Source organism: Sphingopyxis sp. GW821-FHT10B01 (assembly GCF_059415685.1).
Window position 1 is genome coordinate 570,693 of record NZ_JBWKNS010000001.1, and the last position, 19,919, is coordinate 590,611.

General features: G+C 62.5%; 19 protein-coding genes. 6 read left to right on the forward strand and 13 right to left on the reverse strand.

Annotated elements, in window-relative coordinates; translation table 11 throughout:
* Positions 1–7: 7 nt before the first annotated feature.
* The 7 genes from AC07NV_RS02425 to AC07NV_RS02455 all read right to left on the reverse strand — a co-directional run bounded on the left by AC07NV_RS02425 (position 8) and on the right by AC07NV_RS02455 (position 7,765).
* Positions 8–2,710, reverse strand: a complete 2,703-nt coding sequence (locus AC07NV_RS02425; protein ID WP_495164743.1) for a TonB-dependent receptor domain-containing protein — start codon at positions 2,708–2,710, stop codon at positions 8–10.
* A 207-nt stretch (positions 2,711–2,917) separates the two neighbouring features.
* Positions 2,918–3,412: a DUF411 domain-containing protein gene (locus AC07NV_RS02430; protein ID WP_495164744.1), complete on the reverse strand. Its 495-nt coding sequence runs from the start codon at positions 3,410–3,412 to the stop codon at positions 2,918–2,920.
* A 20-nt stretch (positions 3,413–3,432) separates the two neighbouring features.
* Complete coding sequence (locus tag AC07NV_RS02435) at positions 3,433–4,584, reverse strand: copper resistance protein B (protein WP_495164745.1); 1,152 nt, start codon at positions 4,582–4,584, stop codon at positions 3,433–3,435.
* Positions 4,581–6,383 carry a copper resistance system multicopper oxidase gene (locus tag AC07NV_RS02440; RefSeq protein WP_495164746.1) on the reverse strand — a complete coding sequence of 601 codons (1,803 nt, stop codon included), beginning with the start codon at positions 6,381–6,383 and terminating at the stop codon, positions 4,581–4,583. The genes AC07NV_RS02435 and AC07NV_RS02440 overlap by 4 nt, the downstream gene beginning before the upstream one ends.
* A gap of 97 nt (positions 6,384–6,480) precedes the next feature.
* The gene (locus tag AC07NV_RS02445; protein WP_495164747.1) at positions 6,481–7,065 is read right to left on the reverse strand and encodes an RNA polymerase sigma factor; all 585 of its coding nucleotides are present in this window, start codon (positions 7,063–7,065) and stop codon (positions 6,481–6,483) included.
* Positions 7,062–7,502: a periplasmic heavy metal sensor gene (locus AC07NV_RS02450; RefSeq protein ID WP_495164748.1), complete on the reverse strand. Its 441-nt coding sequence runs from the start codon at positions 7,500–7,502 to the stop codon at positions 7,062–7,064. Before AC07NV_RS02450 ends, AC07NV_RS02445 begins: the two co-directional genes overlap by 4 nt.
* Positions 7,502–7,765, reverse strand: a complete 264-nt coding sequence (locus AC07NV_RS02455; protein WP_495164749.1) for a hypothetical protein — start codon at positions 7,763–7,765, stop codon at positions 7,502–7,504. Before AC07NV_RS02455 ends, AC07NV_RS02450 begins: the two co-directional genes overlap by 1 nt.
* 146 nt (positions 7,766–7,911) lie before the next feature.
* Between AC07NV_RS02455 and copC the strand changes: the two genes are divergently transcribed.
* The gene (gene copC, locus AC07NV_RS02460) at positions 7,912–8,295 is read left to right on the forward strand and encodes a copper homeostasis periplasmic binding protein CopC (protein WP_495164750.1); all 384 of its coding nucleotides are present in this window, start codon (positions 7,912–7,914) and stop codon (positions 8,293–8,295) included.
* A 4-nt stretch (positions 8,296–8,299) separates the two neighbouring features.
* The gene (copD, locus tag AC07NV_RS02465) at positions 8,300–9,244 is read left to right on the forward strand and encodes a copper homeostasis membrane protein CopD (protein WP_495164751.1); all 945 of its coding nucleotides are present in this window, start codon (positions 8,300–8,302) and stop codon (positions 9,242–9,244) included.
* 148 nt (positions 9,245–9,392) lie between these two features.
* Here the strand turns inward: copD and AC07NV_RS02470 are convergent, their stop codons facing one another.
* Together AC07NV_RS02470 and AC07NV_RS02475 are read right to left on the reverse strand one after the other, a co-directional pair.
* Positions 9,393–10,358 carry a 5'/3'-nucleotidase SurE gene (locus AC07NV_RS02470; RefSeq protein WP_495164752.1) on the reverse strand — a complete coding sequence of 322 codons (966 nt, stop codon included), beginning with the start codon at positions 10,356–10,358 and terminating at the stop codon, positions 9,393–9,395.
* Positions 10,359–10,374: 16 nt separating this feature from the next.
* The gene (locus AC07NV_RS02475; RefSeq protein ID WP_495164753.1) at positions 10,375–12,612 is read right to left on the reverse strand and encodes a TonB-dependent receptor; all 2,238 of its coding nucleotides are present in this window, start codon (positions 12,610–12,612) and stop codon (positions 10,375–10,377) included.
* Between the two features lie 369 nt (positions 12,613–12,981).
* Here AC07NV_RS02475 and AC07NV_RS02480 point away from each other — a divergent pair, with 369 nt between their 5' ends.
* On the forward strand, positions 12,982–13,776 hold the full coding sequence (locus tag AC07NV_RS02480; protein ID WP_495164754.1) for an IclR family transcriptional regulator: 795 nt from the start codon (positions 12,982–12,984) through the stop codon (positions 13,774–13,776).
* A gap of 5 nt (positions 13,777–13,781) precedes the next feature.
* On the opposite strand, the gene AC07NV_RS02485 is transcribed toward AC07NV_RS02480, so the two are convergent.
* Positions 13,782–14,735, reverse strand: coding sequence for a C-terminal binding protein (locus AC07NV_RS02485; protein ID WP_495164755.1), 954 nt, complete (start codon positions 14,733–14,735; stop codon positions 13,782–13,784).
* A 62-nt stretch (positions 14,736–14,797) separates the two neighbouring features.
* Positions 14,798–15,379, reverse strand: a complete 582-nt coding sequence (locus tag AC07NV_RS02490; RefSeq protein WP_495164756.1) for a fumarylacetoacetate hydrolase family protein — start codon at positions 15,377–15,379, stop codon at positions 14,798–14,800.
* Between the two features lie 15 nt (positions 15,380–15,394).
* On the opposite strand from AC07NV_RS02490, the gene AC07NV_RS02495 reads away from it, so the two are divergent.
* Positions 15,395–15,652, forward strand: coding sequence for a hypothetical protein (locus AC07NV_RS02495; protein WP_495164757.1), 258 nt, complete (start codon positions 15,395–15,397; stop codon positions 15,650–15,652).
* Between the two features lie 29 nt (positions 15,653–15,681).
* Here the strand turns inward: AC07NV_RS02495 and AC07NV_RS02500 are convergent, their stop codons facing one another.
* Complete coding sequence (locus tag AC07NV_RS02500; protein WP_495164758.1) at positions 15,682–16,482, reverse strand: SDR family NAD(P)-dependent oxidoreductase; 801 nt, start codon at positions 16,480–16,482, stop codon at positions 15,682–15,684.
* A 100-nt stretch (positions 16,483–16,582) separates the two neighbouring features.
* On the opposite strand from AC07NV_RS02500, the gene lldD reads away from it, so the two are divergent.
* Together lldD and AC07NV_RS02510 are read left to right on the forward strand one after the other, a co-directional pair.
* Positions 16,583–17,731: an FMN-dependent L-lactate dehydrogenase LldD gene (gene lldD / locus AC07NV_RS02505; RefSeq protein ID WP_495164759.1), complete on the forward strand. Its 1,149-nt coding sequence runs from the start codon at positions 16,583–16,585 to the stop codon at positions 17,729–17,731.
* A gap of 88 nt (positions 17,732–17,819) precedes the next feature.
* Positions 17,820–18,551 (forward strand): FadR/GntR family transcriptional regulator, encoded by a 732-nt coding sequence (locus AC07NV_RS02510; protein WP_495164760.1) that lies wholly within the window; start codon positions 17,820–17,822, stop codon positions 18,549–18,551.
* Between the two features lie 7 nt (positions 18,552–18,558).
* Here AC07NV_RS02510 and AC07NV_RS02515 read toward each other — a convergent pair whose 3' ends face one another.
* The gene (locus AC07NV_RS02515; RefSeq protein ID WP_495164761.1) at positions 18,559–19,887 is read right to left on the reverse strand and encodes an MFS transporter; all 1,329 of its coding nucleotides are present in this window, start codon (positions 19,885–19,887) and stop codon (positions 18,559–18,561) included.
* Between the last annotated feature and the right edge of the window lie 32 nt (positions 19,888–19,919).

The following is a 19,919-nucleotide window of genomic DNA, read 5'->3' on the forward strand; positions in this document are numbered from 1 at the left end:
CCTGTCCTCAGAATGCCGTGCGGAAGCCGACGTAGAAGCGCCGCCCGAGCAAATCATAGGTCATGGTGTCGGTGTTCGCATCGGTGAAGCTCTGGATATAGGGCGCCTTGCGATCGAACAGATTATCGACGCCGAGTTGAAAGCGCGTCTTCTCGGTCATCTCGAACGCGACCTGGAGGTTATGATAAAAGACGTTGGGTGTCTTGTACCCGATTTCGCCGGGGTCCGCATTGAAGTCGGTCGCCTTGCCGATCCACTGCGTCGACCAGGTCGCGCTGATCCCGTCCTTTTCCGCCGTCAGCACACCATAACCACGCCACTTCGGATAGCCGCCATTCCCGCCGCCGATGAAGCCGTCGAAATCGATCGGTGCGCCGCCGGGGAAAGGCAGGACGACATATTTGTTGAGGTAGGTCAGGTTGACGTCGAGCGAGACATTCACCCCGCCGATGTCGTTGTTATAGACCAGTCCGAGATCGAGGCCGTTCATTTCCTCGCGCCCGGTGTTGATCGGCTGGGCGGAGAGGAAAGTGACTTCGCCGGTCAGCGGGCTGCGCGTGAAATCGTCGCAGAACGGGTGCGACAGATTCGTGCTCGCGTAGCAGATGGCGAGTTTGGTCGAACCCGGGATCGCGCGGATCGCGTCCTTGATCGTGATGTCGAACCAGTCGGCGGTCAGCGACAGACCGGGAATCAAGCCCTTCGGCGAGACGACCGTGCCGACCGTCCAGGTCGTCGAGCTTTCGGGCTGGAGATTCTGGTTGCCGCCCACGGTGGTCAGGATCGTCGTGCCCAACTGGACATAATTCGCCGGAACGCGCGACGCCTGACAATTGGCGATCAACGTCGCATTGCCGCTCGTCGAATAGCGCGAGCACGGATCTGTGGTGGTCAGATTGCCTTCGGACACGCCGCCGAACAGTTCGGGGACGTTCGGGATGCGGAAGCCGGTGCCATAGGTTCCGCGCAGGCGGACGCTGTCGTTGATCACCCAGTCGAGACTGGCCTTGTAGTTCCAGTCGCTGCCGAACAGGTCATAGTTCGAATAGCGCACCGCGCCGCCGGCGGTCAGCGCCTGGAAGAAGGGCGTATCGGCAAGGATCGGCACCGAAAGCTCGAGATAGGCTTCCTTCGCGGTGCTGGTCCCCGAAATCGGGCTCTGCTGGTTGGTGTTCGCGATACCAAGGACAGTCAGCGGATCGGGATCGCGCCAGCCTTTTTCCTTGCGATACACGACACCCGCCGCAAAGGAGACCGGCCCCGCGGGCAGCTTGAACAGGTCGCCGTTGAGGTCGGCGGTGACCGTCGCCAGCTGGTTGCCGCCACGATCGCGCGAGGTGAACAGGATATAGTCGAGCACCTGCGGCGTCAGGTCACCGAAGCCGAGATAGTCACCGCAGGGGATCGCGGCGCCCGCCGCAAGGCTGCACTTCGTCGTATCGAGCGAGTTGCGGACGCGCTCGAGATTGGCAACGTTGGTCGAACCGTCAACCGCGCTGTTGCGTCCGAAAGCGCCGGCGACTTCCCATCCCCAATCGTTCGACAATTTGCCGCGCAGCCCGAATGTGCCCTGCCAGGTGTTGGTTTCCTGGAAGAACTGGCGCGCACCGGGCTCGGCAAGGCGCCGCTGGACGAGAACGATATTCTGCCCGGTCGGGTTGGTCGGGTTGCTCGCCGCTATCGACAGGTTGCGCAGCGTTCCCGGCGTCGCGATCTGGTTCGACTTGCGGAAGGTATAAAGGAACTCGCCGAACGCCTCGATGCTATCGGTCAAATCATAGTCGGCAAAGAACGCCGTGCTGACGCGCTCGACCGGGCTGACGGCATTGAGGAACGGCGCCGAGTTGAAATTATGCTTGGCGGCGCTGTACGGCTCGAAGAAATTGCCGTTGCCGCCCAGAATCTGGTTGAAGTTGATCTGCTGACCGTTCGGCAGCACCGCGCGGCCGCCGATCGTCGACGCGCTGTTGACGCAGCTGAGCGAACCCGGGGTGGTTTCGGCAAGCGAGCAAGGCGCGCGGCTTGCCATGTTGACCGCCTTGGTCTTCTGGTACGTCACCGCCGCCATAAAGCCGCCGCGATCGTTCCGGATGCCCCAGATCAGGTCGGCGGTAAAATCCGACCCGTCGCCCTTTTCGGTGAGGCCCTGCCGCACGCTGAGGCCGAGGCCTTCATAGTCGCTCCGGGTGACAAGGTTGACGACGCCTGCCATCGCATCGGCACCATAGATCGCCGACGCCCCGTCCTTGAGGACGTCGGTGCGCGCGAGCGCGGCAACGGGGATCATGTTGAGATCGGGCGACGAGTTGGCCCCGGTGCCGCCTGCAACGAGGCGGCGGCCGTTGAGCAGCACGAGCGTGCGCTTGATGCCGAGACCGCGAAGATTGACCTGCGCCGTACCATAGCCGTTGCCGGTCCAATAGGCCGAGGTCTGGTTGCCCGCGAAGCCCGCGTTGGCGGGAAGCCGCTGCAGCACGGTCTCGATATTGACGACGCCCGTGTTCTCGATCTGCTCGGCGGAAACGACCGTCGCCGGTCCGACGCCGGCAAGATCCTGCCGGCGGATGCGCGACCCGGTCACCACGATGTCGTTGCCGCCGACGGCGCTGTCCACGCCCGTATCGGCTGCCGACTCGCCCTGTGCAAATGCTGGTGCGGCAATGCCTGCAAAAACCGCCGCGCCGGCGAGCAAAACTGTCCTGATCTTCATCGCGAAACCCCCTTCTGGTTGCGTTACCCACCCCCAGAAAGCACCAAATGTATATACAGGTCAATTAAAAATTATATTGAAGATCAATGACTTAATTCGATACAATGAGTGCGTAGCCGGTCCATATAATACGCATCCGAAGCATCCACCCCTCACTTCACATGACATTTTTTTGAAAGCAGGCAAGCACGCAGGCCGACGCATCAATCAGGCGGAAAAAACCGAAATACGACCCTCGCGATCGAACGCCATCACCTCGAAGCTGTCGCGGCTCCCGTCGGGCATTTCCATCCCTGGCGAGCCGCGGGGCATACCCGGAACGGCGATCCCTTTTATGTCTTCTGGCTTGTCGCGAAGGAGCCGCGCAACATGCGCCATCGGCACATGGCCTTCGATCGCATAGCCCCCGACGAGCGCGGTGTGGCAGGATGCGAGGTCCGGCGGAACACCCAGGCGTTCTTTCACCGCGGCCATGTCGGCGCGGTTCTCGACCGTTACCTTATGGCCGGCTTCACGGGCGATCCCGGCCCACGCCTCGCAACAGCCGCACTCGGGATCGCGATAGACGACAAAAGCCTCGCTTTCAGCCGCGGCCGCTCGCTTCGGCGCATCCGCAGGGCCGCTGCCGCATCCCGCCAGAACTGCACCGCCCGCTGCGGCGAACAGCCCGAGGAGGCTTCGCCGGCTCCATTGCGATGTCATGCTCGTGCGCCTTCCTGAAACTAGAACCAGACCCGCACCCCGGCGACCAGACTGACGCTGCTCGCGCCCTCGCCCGAAGCCCTTGCAAAGCGCGCTGTATCGCCGACCTTGCGCGCCCATTCGACCCCGACATAGGGCGCGAACTCCCTGACGATCTCGTAACGCAGACGAAGCCCGAGTGCGACGTCGGACAAACCGGCGCCGATCCCGCTCTCGCGAATATCCTGAGCCGAGAGGTTAAGTTCGGCCATCGGCTGAAGGATCAGCTTCTGCGTGATGCGCTGGTCGTAATAGCCTTCGATGCGACCAAGCACGTCCCCCTTGTCCGACAAAAACAGGGCACCCTCGACCTCGAACCAGTAAGGCGCTAACCCCTCGAAGCCGATCGTGGCATAGGTCCGGTCGGCACCCGGTCCGAAATCCTGGCGGATACCGGCCTGCGCGTTGAAATAGGGACCGATCGCGCGGCTGTAGAGCAACTGCGTCTCGGTGCCCTCCAGCCCCTCGCCAAAGGCACCTTCGCCCTCGCTTTTGATCGTTAGCCGGTTGATGTCGCCGCCGTACCAGACTTCGCCATCCCAGCTGAAACCGTCATGCCCCTTGCGCGACTGATATTCGAGGTCGAGGCTGGTGTAGCCGACCAACAGGCCGCCGCTTTCGACCATCATCGCGTGGCGCGCATGATCCATTTCGGCCTTGGGGAAAATGCGGTCGGCGTACCAGTCGCTCGGCGGCGCGGGCGCGGGCGCATCGCCCGCGGGCAGATCGGTGCCGACCGCGCCGGGTGCCGGGGCCGCCGCCTTGGGGGTGCAATGCCCCATGGCGGCATGCTCGGGCGCGCAGTCGGGGTCGCTTGCCACCGGCGCAGGCGTATGATCGCCATGCGCAGCGGGGGCGGGATCGTCCTTCAGCGTGCAATGGCCCATCGCCGCATGTTCGGGAGTGCAGCCGGTATCACCCTCAGCCGGTGTGGGCATCTGCTCGCCATGCGCGCTGGTCGTGGTGCCCTCGCCCTCAAGGATGCAATGCCCCATCGCGGCATGCTCGGGCGTACAACCGACATCGACAACAGGCTTCCGCGGCGGATGCCCCTCATGCGCCGACTGCGCCGCGGCGGGGACTGCGAAGGCGATCGCCGACAGTCCGGCGAGCAGGGTCCACGCGCGGCTCATGCGGCGTCTCCGCGCGGACGGACGCTGACAACGCGCATCATCCCCGCGTGCATATGATAGAGGAGATGGCAATGGAACGCCCAGTCGCCGAGCGCATCGGCGGTGAAGTCGAAGGTCGCGATGCCGCCCGGCTGGACGATCACCGTGTGCTTGCGCGGCGAATGATCGCCCTTGCCCGTCACCAGCTCAAAGAAATGGCCGTGCAGATGGATGGGGTGAACCATCATCGAATCGTTGATCAGATTGACGCGCACCCGCTCGCCTTCGAGGAACGGGATCGGCTCGTGATGATCGGACATCTTCACGCCGTCGAACGACCACATGAAACGTTCCATATTGCCCGTCAGATGGATGTCGAGCGAGCGTTCGGGCGCGCGGACATCGGGGTTGCGATCGAGCGATTTCAGGTCGTGATAGGTCAGCACCTTGTGCCCGACATCCTCCAGCCCCTGTCCCGGCTCGCCCATCCGGTTGATCGGCATCGGCGAAATCGACTGGACGCTGGGATCACGCTTGACCTGCGGCGCGACGCTGAAGTCGCGCATACTGTGGTTCATGGCGCCGCCAGCAGCGGCTCCGTGTCCCATTGCTGCATGATCGCCCGCTCCGGCATCGGCAGCGGGGGTGCAATGTCCCATCGCCGCATGTTCGGGCGCACACGTAGCGTCGCCCACCGCGCCGCCTGCCATCGCGCCCATACCCATGTCGGTCATCGTCGCGAGCGGACGCTTGCGCAGCGCCGGAACCTCGGCCGCCATCCCGGCGCGCGGCGCCAGTGTCGCGCGCGCCATGCCCGAGCGGTCGTTGACCTCGGCGACAAAGGTGTAAGCGCGGTCGTCGGTCGGGGTGACGATGACGTCATAGGTTTCGGCGACGCCGATCTGGAACTCGTCGATTTCGACCGGCACGACGTTCAGCCCGTCGGACTGAACCACGGCCATCCGCAGCCCCGGAATCCGGACGTTGAAGATCGACATCGCCGACGCGTTGATGATGCGCAGGCGGACGCGCTCGCCCGGGGTGAACAGCGCGGTCCAATTGTCGCGCGGACCATAGCCGTTGACGAGGAAGGTATAGGTAGACCCGTTGACGTCGGCGACGTCGGTCGGATCCATACGCATCGCGCCCCATTCGACGCGGTCCTTGAGCGGTTGATCCTTGCCCGCGAGCAACCCGCCGAGCGTCTGGCGTTGCATGTTGAAATGGCCGGGATTAACCTTCAGCTTGCGGAAAATTTCCTCGGGCGAGATCCGGCTATGGTCCGACAGCACGATGACATGTTCGCGGTCGTGCGCGACGGGATCGGGGCCGGCGGGATCGATGACGATCGGGCCATAATGGCCGATCTGTTCCTGAAGCCCCGAATGGCTGTGATACCAATAGGTCCCCGACTGGACGACCGGAAATTCATAGACGAATTTCGACCGCGGCTTGATGCCGGGAAAGCTGACGCCCGGAACGCCGTCCATATGGAACGGCAGGATCAACCCGTGCCAATGGATTGAGCTGTCCTCATCCAGATCGTTGACAACAGTGAGCTTAGCCGTCTGACCTTCCTTCAGGCGAACGAGCGGCGCCGGGACGGTGCCGTTGATGCCGATCGCGCGACTGATCTTGCCGTCTACGCGCATCGTCTGGCGCGCGATGCGCAGCGTGATGTCATTGCCCGAGACGGTCGGAAGCGGCGCGACAATACCCGGTGAAACGGGCTGCGCCCAAGCGGGAAACCAGGGTGCCAGCGCGGCCACCGCTCCCCCGCCCAATGCTCCACTCACGAAACGACGCCTGTCTATCTGCATAAAATTCCCGAATTCTGCCTTATCTCTATAGTCATACGCGGCACGCCTACGCGCCCCTCACCGTCTCAAGCTAAAAAACTGTCTCTGCCATGCTACATCAGCCGCCCGCGCGCGCCGACGCTTCGCCCAGCAAAGCCCTCAATTTCGCGCGCGCACGATAGAGCCGCGTCTCGACCGTCTTTTCGCTTGTCTGGAGCAGTTCGGCGGTTTCCGCCTGGCTGAGCTCCTCGATACCGCGAAGAACAAGAACCTCGCGCAGATTCGGCGCCAGGCGGGACATGGCGGCACGGACGCGGGCCAGCTCGGCGCGGTCCGCTGCCTCTGCGTCGGGAGCCGGCCCGTCGCTTGCGACATCATGGGCGCTGTCGAGCGGCAGGGCCCGGGAAAAAAAGGACCGAACCGCGCGGCGCCGCGCCCAGTCGCGGCACTTGTTGAGCGCGATACGCGCAATCCAGATCCGAAACGGCCGGTCGGCATCGTAGCGGCCGAGCGCCGCAAAGCCCGCGACAAAGGCCTCCTGCGTCAGGTCCATGGCCTCGTCGGGATCGCCGATATTGTTGCGGATCAGGCGAAAGACCGGCGCCTTGTAGCGCCGCAGCAATTCCCGATGGGCCTGCTGCTGTCCGGCATGGGCAAGTGCGGCGAGCTCGCGGTCGCTACATTGCGAAAGATCGAGGCTCACCGCGCATCGGCGGTCAGCGCCTTGACCACGCTCTTGTCGAACATCGCCGCCTGCTCGCGATCCAGAACGACACGCATCGCGAACAGATGCTGGAGCGTCTCCTTCTGCAGCTCTCCCATCACCCGGTGAGTCTCGTCGATCGCCTCGGTGACGCGCGGGCCATAGCCATGCTCCGCCTCGATCGCTTGAGCGAGCCTGATATTGGCGGCGCGCATATCGAGTTCGAGTGCATCGCGGCGGGCTGCGAATTTCGTCTCGATCTGGTCAATTTTCGCTTGCTGCGCGGCCGAGAGCTTCAACTGGCTGTGGAGAAGCGCGTGCAGTTCGGTCTCGCTGGCGCGCGGCGCCTCGACTACGAAGCGTCCGGCAAGCACGCCAGCGAGCGCCGCAAGGAAAGCGACCAGACCAAAGAGAAGAAAGCGACGCGACGAGGTCATCAACGTGAATCCAGCGAGGTTGAGGGGGCTAGAGGGCTGGCCGGGATAAGCGGCGTGATCGGACTCGCGGCCACAGCGGGCGGAACCATGACGCTACCGACGACAAAGCCGCCGCCTAGCGAAACGAAAGCCGCAAGCGCCATCATCCGCCGCGTCGCTGACGACTCGCGTTGGCGTCCCGAAAGCGCAATGAGAATCCGCTCGTCGAGCGCATCCAGCGCGGCCGGCAATTCGGCTTCATTCAAAATCCGCAATTCGTCCATCAGGCTTTCTCGCCAGTCCTTCACCTAGATCATACGCGCACGGTCACATCATCCCTCAGAAATAATTCAACAACTCCGTGCTGATTTTCCGAGGGCTTGGCCACTGCCTTGCGTATTAGCAGGACAGACCAAAATTTGGAGCATTTATGATCAAGTCCATTCTCCCGGTTGCCACTGCGGCCCTCGCGCTGCTTCTTGCGCCAACTGCGGCGGGCGCACACACGAAGCTTGTCGGCTCGACCCCCGCTGCGAACGCGACCGTCTCGAAGGTGACCTCTGTCAGCCTGCGGTTCAACGAGAAGGTCATCGCCTCGACGATGAAGGTCGAACTGGTGATGACCGGAATGCCTGGCATGGCCAATCATGCGCCGATGAAAATTCCCGTGACGCCGATGATGGGCAAGGACGGCAAGTCGATGACGCTCTCGGCCAAGCGCGCACTCGTACCTGGCAGTTATAAGGTCAAATGGTCCGCCGCAGGCGCAGATACGCATCGCATGGGAAGCGAATTCAGCTTCACCGTGAAATAAGGCGATGACCGACGTCTTGCTGATGAGCATCAGGTTCGCGCTTTTCGCAAGCCTGATGCTCATCACGGGGCTCGCCGCTTTTCCGCTTTATGCCCTCCGGCCGGCCGAGCGGAGCAATCGCGAGCCGGGATCGCTTTTGCATCAGCCCCAGCCGTGGCTGTGCGCCTTCGCCCTGCTCTTGTCCTTCGTCGGCATGGTCGTGCTCATCGTCACCATGCAGGGGGTCAACGTCTTCGCAATCGATCACGAAATGTTTCTGTCCATCGTTCGCGAGACCGACACCGGAATCGCCTGGATCGTACGCATGACCGCGCTGCTTGTTGCGATCACCGCAACCTTACGGTTTCGCCGTAACCCGACGCTCGCCACCTCGATTCTTTTCGCCGCCGGCTCGACTGCGCTCGTGACATTGCTCTGGACCGGCCACGCCGGCGCGACCGAAGGCGCGGTCGGCTGGCTCCATCGCGTGAACGATGCCGCCCACATGATCGCCGCCGCGATCTGGCTCGGCGCCATCGCCGCTTTCCTGCTGCTACTTCGCCCCGTTGAGCCGGCGAGCGAGGCACGCTTGGCCTTTGCCGCACGCGGCCTCGACCAGTTCACGCGAGTAGGAACCCTGTGCGTGCTGGTCATCGCAGCGACCGGACTGGTGAACGCCCAGATCGTCATCGGAGCCGGGAATATTGCGCGATCGGCCGGGTCGCCCTACGGACAGCTCCTCACCGTGAAGCTGCTTCTGTTCGCCGCGATGCTCATCCTCGCCGCAGTTAACCGCTGGCGGCTCACGCCAGCTTTGCGGGCCGCCGTCGACCCGGGTGCCATGAGCGCCGACCCGGCCCGCGCCGTCGCAGCGATGCGCACCAGCCTCATACTGGAAGCGTCGGCGGGGCTCGCCATCCTTGCATTGGTAGCATGGTTCGGGATGCTGGCCCCCGTTTCCGCAGGTTGAGGCGCGTCGGCAAACCCGGGGACTACCCTAGTTTCACGAAGCGGGGACGAGGCAAAACAGTTTCCGTCAGACCGGCGGCCCCCGCCCATTCGACGCGTCGCCCGGTACAGGCACGAAGCTGCAGCGCGGGTAAGCGAGCCGCTTTCGATCAATTGCGGATCAGTGCGTCCAGAAGCTGTTCAACCTTTGCCCTCTGGGAGTCAGCGGCGTCGTAGGCGACCTGTAGCACACTCACCGAAATCGCATGTCGAGCCACTGCCGCCTCGTCCCCCTCTTCCCCGACGCCCGGCGCCTTTTGCGAAATGGTAGCGAACAGACCGGGGAGCGGCACTCGCCCCTCGACCGGAGGCTTGCCCATTGCCGAGGGCAAATCCGAAACGAATTTGAATTCATATCGCATGAAGTTCCCGATCCGGGCGAATTTCCAGCTTGCCGTTTCAGGCGCGTCCGGAAAATTCACGTTCAGAGCGAGCCCGGGAGGAAGCAGCCTGCCCCCATGTGACGCCGCCTCCAGACTGTCGATTAGTTCCAGCGACCGGCTGGCGACGCGTGTCGAGAGCGGGTTGGCAAGATCGGCGCCGCTGGCGCTGTTCTCACCGGCGCTCAATGCGATAGCCGGAATATCCCGCATGATGGCATATTGGACGTTGCTAACGGTTCCCGAACTGACAACGATATTCCCCGAATTCTGACCGATGTTGGGGCCCGACAGGACCAGATCGGGCGCCCTCCCCCAGCGCTCGTTCGCGACCACGTCGATGCCATACAACATCGCCATGACGGGCGTACCGTCGACATAATAGAAATCCTTGCCGAGACCCGGTCGGGTCATCACCCCTGCACCCGGATCACCAGTCTTTGCTGCGCCGTTCACGCAATCTGCCGCCAACGGGCCCAGCGGTTTCATGATCTTGAGCGCTCCGCCCATTCCGCTCTGCTGCGAGCATGGCACGGCAACGATAACATCATGCCCTTCTGACTTCAGCGCCTCGTATAGCGCCTTCACATTGGCCGTAAGACCATCATCGTTGCCGATCACGATATTGCGGGCCGATGCCGGATTCGCAGGTGCGAGCAGCGCGAGGGCGGCGAGCAGCTTCAGGCGGAAGGACATAATATTCTCCTGATCGTCAAAACCGGACGCGCGCTTCGAGACCATAGGTGCGCGGGTCGTTGTAACGCGTCGTCGTGTTGCGGCCAGCGACGCGGAAATCGAAATAATTATAATTGGCGTTGGTCAGGTTCTTCGCCCACAGCGCGACGTCGAACGTGCCGCCGGCCACATCGATGTCGCCCAGCGTGAGGCGTCCGTTGATCAGGAAAGCGCTCTCTGCCTTGTAATCGACCGTGCCGTTGGCGAAATAATTGCCGGCCGTATTCGCGTCGAAATGGACCCTGAGCTCGCCGAAGGAGAAGCGTGGAAAGGTGTAGTCCGCTGTGAGCGTCACGGCATGTTTCGGCGTGAAGGCCGAGTCCACCTGTTCGATCATCCCCGAAAAGATGTTGCGGACCGGTGTCGCGGGCGCGTCGGTATAGACATAATTGATGGCGAAAAGCAGGTCGCGAACCGGCGCGAGAGTCAGATCGACCTCGACGCCCTTCAATCGCCGCTTCTCGGGCGCATTGACCGTCTCGGTATTCGACACAAAGGCCGGGTTGATGAAGTCCACCTGCTGGTTCGAAAGGCGGCTCGTATAAGCGGCAATATTGAGACGGGCCCGGCGGTCGAAGAGGTCGGCCTTCAAACCGGCCTCCCATGCCACCAGTTCTTCTTCGCCGAACGGCCGCAGAATCGACGAACGCGTGTTGGCGCCGCCGGCACGATAGGCGCGACTGACCTTCACATAGGCGTTGACGTCGCCCATGAAATCATAGGCGATCGTTGCCATTGGATCGAAGCGGCTCGAGTTGAACTCGAAGTCGAGGTTCGGATTCACACCGCGAATGGCGGTGAGGAAACCATCCTTATGATCGTCGGTGTAGCGCGCCCCGACCGTCACATGCAGGCCGAGCAGCGCCATCGGCGACCAGGTGACCTGCCCGAACAAGGCCTTCGACTTGACGTTCACGCGTGCCGCGCGATCGGGGATATTCGCCGCACCGGCATCGGGTACGGGTTCGGGAAACAGCGTGATCCCGCTGTTCGTCGCGTTCAGCCGGGCCGACGAGAAGACGGTCGCCTCGTCCGCGCCATTCTCGTTGAAATAATAGCCGCCAAAGACATATTTGAAATCGCCCGTATCGCCGACGAACTGGACTTCCTGGCTAAACTGGTTCTGGTCGACGAGCGCATAGCTCAGCCGCCCGAACGGGCGGTTTGGGCCCCAAGCGGTAACGCCGCCGGTGTCCTGGTCCCACTGGACCGACGTCAGGTCGCGCCATGCCGAGATCGAGCGGATCGTCAGAGAGTCGGCGACATCCCATTCGGCAATCAACGAATGCCCGCGCGCACGCTGTGGATTACGTAGCACCGGCACGCCGATGCGCGCGGTCCGCACGCGCCCCTCGCGCAGCGTAATGAAACTCGGCCGCAGCGCCGCGGCTTGATCGGTCGCGGTGATATCGCTGTAGTTGCTTGTCGATTTGTCATGCGACTGGTCATAGGAATAGAGGATCGACAGATTGTCCGCCGGTTCCCACAGCGCGGTCGCCTTGAAGCCATATTTGCGGATTTCCGAATAGTCGTGGAAATCGGGATTGGGGTTGAGCACCAACCCCCCGCGGTCACTGTAAAGCCCGTCGAGCTTGATCGCGACCCCGGCGATCCGCGGCAGGTTCACATGCGCCGCAACGGTGCGGCTGTCATAGTTGCCAAGGCCCGCTTTCACGTCGACGCCGAATTCGCCGGTCGGGCGCTTGGTGACGACGCTGACCGCGCCGCCGATCGTGTTGCGCCCAAAAAGCGTACCCTGCGGACCGCGCAGCACCTCGATGCGTTCGATATCGGAAAGCTCCATGCCGAGCCCCGAGACGCGGCCAACATAGACACTGTCGATGTAGATGCCCACCGTCGGATCGCGCGTCACCTGTGTTGCATCGACCGGAACCAACCCGCGCATGCCGATCGAAACCGCCGAGGCCCGGCCTAGAAAGGGCGAGATGCGCAGCGAAGGAATCCCCCCCGTGAAAAGGTCGTTGAGCGAGTTGACGCCTTTCTGTTCGAGCGCGTCGGAGCCGAAGGCGACGATCGAAATCGGCGTGTCCTGAAGATTTTCCTCGCGCTTCTGCGCGGTCACGACGATTTCGGCGATGCCGCCTTCGTCGTTGGCCGAAGATTGTGCGGCGCTCTCTTGCGCCAGAGCTGCCGAACTCCCCGTCATCAGCAACCCCGTTACAGCGGCGCGCGTCATGTTGCGTCGAATCGTCATGTTCGTCCCCTCTCCGTTGTCCGCGCGAACGGACAATTCCTGCCCTCTCGGTCCTTCCGGAAAACAGACGGTGGGGAAGTCGACGACCTGTCAGCCACTATGTGGCTTGCGGCCCTCTATCCCGCCCTCTCCCGGCGCGACCTTACTCTGCTTGCAAACCGGCCGATCTCCCGTCCGAATCACGCAGTTCCTTTCGGGTGCCGTCTATTTTGTCCCGGGTCAATCTATATTGTCTCTTTATATAATACATTGTACCATATAATGAGACATTAAATCGGTTCGAGGTTGGCAGATTTGAGTGTAGCGCTGTCTCCGGAGCACCACGCGAAACCGTTGCAAGGAAGTTCGATGGGCGAAGAAAAACGAGGCTTGCAAACGACGCGCGCGGCGGGCGAGACCGATCTTAAAGGGCCTTCGCGGCCAGTCGGCCTGGCGCTTCTTCTCGTCGAGCGAGTCGCTGAATGGCAACCGATCGGCGCGAGCGATATCGCGCGTCGCCTCGCCCTGCCCAAGGCGACGGTGCACCGCCTGCTGCTCGCGCTGGAAGCTTTCGGCTGGCTCGAGCGCGACGGCGGAAGCCGGCCCTTATGGTCGGTGTCGATGCGGCCGATCGCGGTCGGTGGCCGGGCGATCGAACGCAAGAGCGGCCTGCGCATGGCGGCCCTCTCGGTGATGGATGCACTGCGCCACGCCACTGGAGAAACGATTCACCTGGGGCTTGTCGACGGCGAAAATATCGCATTGATCGAGCGCATCGACGGCGTGAACAGCGTCAATATATTCCTGCCAGTTGGAACGAGCTGGGATCTCAGCTGGTCGAGCAGCGGCAAGTCCGTGCTTGCACACCTGCCCGAAGCCGAGCAGCTGCGCTACCTGCAGACGCCGCGTTTTCGACGGAAATCGGAGACCGAAATCATTCCGCCCGGCCAGCTTGCCGAAGAACTGGCGCAGATACGCGAGCGCGGCTTTGCGATGTCGATCGGCGTCCCGCCCGCGGCGAGCAGCAGCATCGGCACGGCCATCTTCGACAAGCGCGGCCGACCCTTTGCCGGCCTTTCGATCACCGGCGCATCCGACAGGCTGCGCGAGGAGCAGTTGCTGGCATTGGCTCCGCACCTCGTCGCTGCGGCGCGGCGTATTTCGATCGGGATGAATATGGATTGAAAACTTCAGCCGGTTGCGGATCGCCGCATCGGTTGTCCCGTGAGATGCCGCCTGACCTCGTCCGCAGCAAGCGCCTGCAGACGCTCGATCGCGCTGGTCGAATACCAGGCAGCGTGCGGGGTCAGGATCAGATTCGGGCAATGGCGCAACGAGGAGTCCTGCGGCAGCGGTTCGACCTCGAACACGTCGAGCGCAGCCGCGCGCAATTGGCCGGACCCGAGTGCATCGGCGAGTGCATCCGGATCGATCAGCCCGCCGCGCGCGGTATTGACCAGTGCGGCCCGGTCCGGTTTCCGAGCCAGCCGTGCGGCGTTCACCACATGGCGCGTCTCGGGCGTGAGGGGACAATGCAGCGTGACGACATCCGCGCGGTCGAACAGCGTGTCGAGATCCACGGCCTCGACGCCCAGCCCGGTCAACATCGCCGGATCGGCGAAGGGGTCCGCAACGATAGCCTTGAAACCGAACGGCTTGAGGCGAGCGAGCACCTCCCGCCCGATACGCCCGAACCCGACAAAACCCACGATGGTTTCAGGAAAGGCCCGCAACGCGCCGGCAACCCCTACCGCGTCCCATTTTCCATCGCGCACGGACTGGTCCAGCGGCACCACCGAACGCAGCATGGTGAGGATCAATGCGACCGTATGATCGGCAACCTCTCCGGTGGCATAATCGGGCACATAGGCGACCTTCACACCATGTGCCTCCGCCGCGGCGAGATCGATATTGTCGAGTCCGATGCCATAGCGGACGATCAGCGAACCCGGCGCCAGTCTGGCAATCGCATCCGCAGTGACCTGCGCAAACTGGACGATCAGCACGTCGGTGCCGTCCGCCGCCGCGGTGACATCGTCAGCGCTCGCGCATTTCGCTTCCACGAATATGGCACCGAACTCCTCCGCAACCGCGCGCTCGTGCGTAAGAGATGGAAAGGTCGCGTCGGTCACTGTGATTTTCATGTTTGTTCCTTGGAAAGATGCAAAAGGCGTCGAGGACAGGAAGGAGGCAGCGGGCCGATCCCCTAATCCGTCAGACGCACCACCTGCTGCTGGGTGCCGAGCCCCTCGATGCCGAGCGTCACGCGATCGCCCGGCTTCAGATAGACCGGTGGCTGCTTCCCCATGCCCACACCCGGCGGCGTGCCGGTGGAAATCAGATCGCCCGGCTCGAGCGTCATGAAGCGGCTGATATAGGAAACGAGGAAGGCCACCTTGAAAACCATCGTTTTCGTCGAGCCGTCCTGCATGCGCTGGCCGTTCACATCGAGATACATCGCGAGATCCTGCGGATCGCCGGCATCGTCACGCGTGACGAGCCAGGGGCCGACGGGGCAGAAACTGTCCAGGCTCTTTCCCTTCAGCCATTGCCCGGTTCCTTCCAGCTGGAAACCGCGCTCGGAAACATCGTGGACCACCGTGTATCCGGCGACATGATCCAGTGCCTCCGCTTCGCTCACACGCGTCGTCCGTTTGCCGATGACGACGCCCAGCTCGACCTCCCAATCCACTTTCGTGGCGTCGACCGGAATGCGGATATCGTCATTCGGGCCGCAAACCGACGTATTCGCTTTCATGAACAGGACCGGCTCGACCGGCACCGCCATGCTGGTTTCCGCCGCATGATCCGAATAGTTCAACCCGACGCAAATGACCTTCCCGACCCGCGCCACAGGACATCCAAGCCGGACATCTTCGGGCGCGGCAGGCAGGTCGCGTGGGTTTATGCGACCGAGGGCTTCGACAACCTGGCCGAAATCATCGATATCATCACCGAGGGCCGACGATGCGTCGCGAACGACGCCGGCGTCGTCCAGCAGGCCATATCGCTCCGCCCCTTCCGGACCGAACCTTACAATACGCATATCTATCCCTTCTGATTGTGTCGCCTGCCGGCAGATTCATGGCCTCAATAGGTCGCCCGGCCACCGGAAAGATCGAAAACTGCCGCCGTGGTGAACGAGTTTTCCTCGGTCGCAAGCCAGCAGATCATCGAGGTCGCTTCCGCGATATCGAGCATGCGGCCCCGCGGAATCTTCGAAAGAATATATTCAATATGCTGCGGCGACTGAGTCATGGCGAGCGCGGTTTTTGCGAACGCCGGAGTCACCGCGTTGACCGCAATATCATGGCCGGCCAGTTCCTTGCCGAGCGATTTGGTCAACGCGAGCAGGCCAGCCTTGGCAGAGCTGTAGGCAACGGCGTTCGGATTGCCTTCCTTGCCCGCGATCGAGCTCACGTTGACGATCCGGCCATATCCCTTCTGCATCATGTGCGGCACCACCGCGCGGCAGCAGTAAAATGCGCCGGTCAGGCCCACATGCACGACATCGCGAAAGGCGTCGGGCGGATATTCCCAGGTCGGAACATTCGGTCCGACCAGCGCCGCATTGTTGATCAATATGTCGATCCGGCCGAAATGATCGACGGCCTCTTGCGCAGCAGCCTCGACGGCGCCGAGATCGCCTATATCGACGCGCTGACAAAGCACGCGCGCGCTATCCCCGAACCGCGCGACGGCATCGTCGAGCATCTTGCCATCCCGGTCCCACAGCGCAACCGAGCCACCTCCGGTGACGATCCGCTGCGCAACGCCGAAACCGATCCCTTGCGCCCCCCCCGTGACGACAGCCACCCGGCCTTCAAAATCATAATGGTTCGCCCCGGCATGACTTCGGCCTTCGACAAGGGTGAAACTTTGGGTCGTCATCGCAATCTCATTCTATTAATTACCCTTTGATACCCATAATAAGTATGATTATATGTCCACTGTCAAGCCAATATTGAAGGCATAGGAGGGTTTCCGGAATATGAGGGTCGCAGCATCGATATCCGACTATCGCGAGCTGGCGCGGCGTCGGCTGCCGAAATTCCTTTTCGAATATGTCGATGGTGGATCCTATGATGAGGTCACGCTCCATCGGAACCGGGCCGACCTGCAACGCATAGCGTTGCGCCAGCGCGTGCTTCGCGATGTTTCCGACATCGATCTGGGGATCGAGATTTTCGGACGACGCCAGTCCATGCCCATCGCACTGGGGCCGATCGGTCTCGCCGGCATGCTTGCCCGCCGCGGCGAGCGGCAGGCGATCTCCGCAGCGGAAACAGCGGGCATTCCTTTCTGCCTGTCGACCGTATCGGCCTGTTCACTGGCAGAAGTAGCTGCAGCGGCGCGCGCGCCTTTCTGGTTCCAGCTCTACATGATGCGCGATCGCGGCTTCGTGCGCGATCTGCTGGCACAGGCACGCGCGCACGGCTGCGCAGTGCTCGTCTTCACCGTGGATATGCCCGTGCCCGGCACGCGCTATCGCGACTACCGGTCGGGCCTTGCCGGTGCTCCCGGCATGAAAGGTACTCTTCGCCGCGCATTTCAGGCGCTGCGCCGTCCGCACTGGGCAATGGATGTCGGACTGCTCGGCAGGCCGCACAGCCTTGGCAATGTCGCGCCATTGCTTGGCAAAAAGAGCGGCCTCGATGATTTTCTGGGCTGGATGCGAGGCAATTTCGACCCGGGCGTCACATGGCACGATCTGGACTTTATCCGCAGCGAGTGGGTGGGCCCGCTGGTCATCAAGGGGATACTCGACCCGGAGGATGCGAGCACCGCCGCGGCAGTCGGCGCCGACGGGATCATCGTCTCGAACCATGGAGGCCGGCAACTCGACGGCGTGCCATCGACCGCACAAGCGCTTCCCGCAATTGCCGACGCGGTGGCGGGAAAATTGAAGATCCTTGCCGATGGCGGGGTTCGCTCTGGACTGGACGTCGCGCGGTTGCTTTGCCTCGGTGCCGATTGCGTGCTGCTGGGCCGGGCTTGGGCCTATGCGCTCGGCGCCGGCGGCGAGGCGGCTGTGCACCACATGCTGTCGCTGTTCGAGGCAGAGCTGCGCGTTGCCCTCAGCCTCACCGGCGTCGATCGCGTAACCGGCCTCGATCACGAGATGCTCGCTCAGTACTAGTGGAGCCGAAACAGCCCACTATATATTCGATCATATTTATGTGCCATAAATCGCGTGTTTCATATGTTAACGGACGAACCACAAGCCGATGAAAGCTGTTGAAAACAAAGGACTGCACGGCCGCGTGATCCAGGATCTGGGTCAAGCCATATTGTCCGGCGAATTCGCGCCCGGGGCAACTCTGCCGGGGCAGGAGGAATGCTGTGCCCGGCTGGGGGTCAGCCGCACTGTGCTGCGCGAAGCCTTGCGCGTACTCGCAGCCAAGGGACTGGTCGATGCGCGGCCGAAAGCAGGCACTTTTGTGCTTCCGCGGGAGAATTGGAACTTTCTAGACCCGGATATTCTCGAATGGCGGCTCCGCTCGGAGGATCGCGATGCCGTCCTCGAGCAATTATACGAGCTTCGCCATATGGTCGAACCGACCGCCGCCTTTCTCGCCGCATCGCGCGCCAAACTTCACGACTTCCGCCGCATGGGCGAAGCCTTCGATGCGATGGCCGCAGCGGGACGCACGCACGACAGCATCGAATCCGATCTCGCCTTCCACCGCGCCATTATCGAGGCTTCGGGCAACGACCTGTTTGCATCGCTGGGACGGGTCGTGGAATCGGCGCTGGTCATTAGTTTCCGGATCGGGGCCGACAATCCCGACGGCACCGAACATTCGCTCGCGATGCATAAGGCGATCCTCGACGCGATTGTCGATCGCAACGGCACCGAGGCCCGCGTCGCGATGCGCAAGCTGATCGACTATTCGAAGGGCACGGTAGCCCGCGTATCGGCCAAGGGAAGCGAAGCGCGCCGCCAGTCGAAACGCTAGCACGCTGTCAGAGCGTGTCGCGGGCGTGTCTGGTGCGCAGCCGTTTCGCGATCAGAAGAAGAGCAGCAAGCGCGATCGGCGTCCATATGACCATCACGAAAACCAGCGACAGGCCGATCCTGGATTTGTCCTGCAAGACGCCCTCGGTGAACCAACTGACCATGGTCGGCCCGATAAACAGGCCCATCACCGACAGGAAGGTCACATAGACCGCACCGACACTGGCCCGCAAAGACGCCGGTGTTCCGAGCTGTAACGCGGCCGGCGCATAACCCGCATAGGTATAGGTCACACCCCAGAAAAGGGTCGAGGCGAGCAGGAAGGTTGTCGGGCTGCCCGACAATATGCCCGCGATCATCGCCGGGATCGAGAGGCACAAGCCGATCGCCGGAACCTTGGCATGCGCATCGGTCATGCCGCGATTGTAGAGGCGCTCAACCAGCCAGCCCATCGCAAGCAGTCCGATTACCCCCGCAATCCCTTGTGTCGCACCATAAGCGATGCCGACTTCTTCGATGTTCCAGCCATAGGTGCGTGCCATGAAGGTCGGCGTCCATACGTGGAACGCCGTCACGATGACATTCACCGATCCAAACGCGAAAGGGTAACCGAGGTAGAACAGCGGATCGGTGCGGATCAACGCCCACAGGCCTGGCGCCTGCCCGCCATCCGCAGACATTTCGGATGCTGCCGGACGCAGATTCTCGCGCAACAAAAGCGCCAGCGGCGCGGCCAGGATAGTCAGCCCCCCGACCAGCAGAAAGGTCAGCTGCCAAGGATAAAATTGTCCCAGCAGCGGCACTGCGACCATATCTGCATGCGCCAGCTTGTGAACGAGCCAGCCACCCCCCACGATCGCGAGGCCGCCTCCGGCAAAGGCGCCGATGGTGTAGAAGGAATAGGCGGTGGCAAGGCGCCGGCGGGGCACTTGCTCCGCCATGAGCGAATAGGCGGCGGGCGACAGGCCCGCTTCCCCGGCGCCAAGCCCAAGCCGGCTGGCAAAGAATAGCGAGAAGCTGGTCGCCATGCCCGAGACCGCGGTCGAAAGGCCCCAAAATGCCACCACGCCCATGCACAGCCAGCGCTTGGAATAGCGGTCCATCAGCCGGCCGAGAGGGATACCGGCAGCGGCATAGAAAATACCGAAAGCGGGCCCGAGCAGCAGGCCCATCTCGACATCGGAGAAATCGAGATCGCGCTGAATCGGTTCGACCATCAACGAGATCAACGCACGATCGACGAACGACAGGAAGTAGAAGAACATCAGGATGGCGACGAGCGGCCATCCCGAGAGCAAACCCCTCGTTTTGGGCTCCAGACCGCTCGCGTCATTCATTCGCCTGCTCCTCCCCACCCCGTCCGTACGGC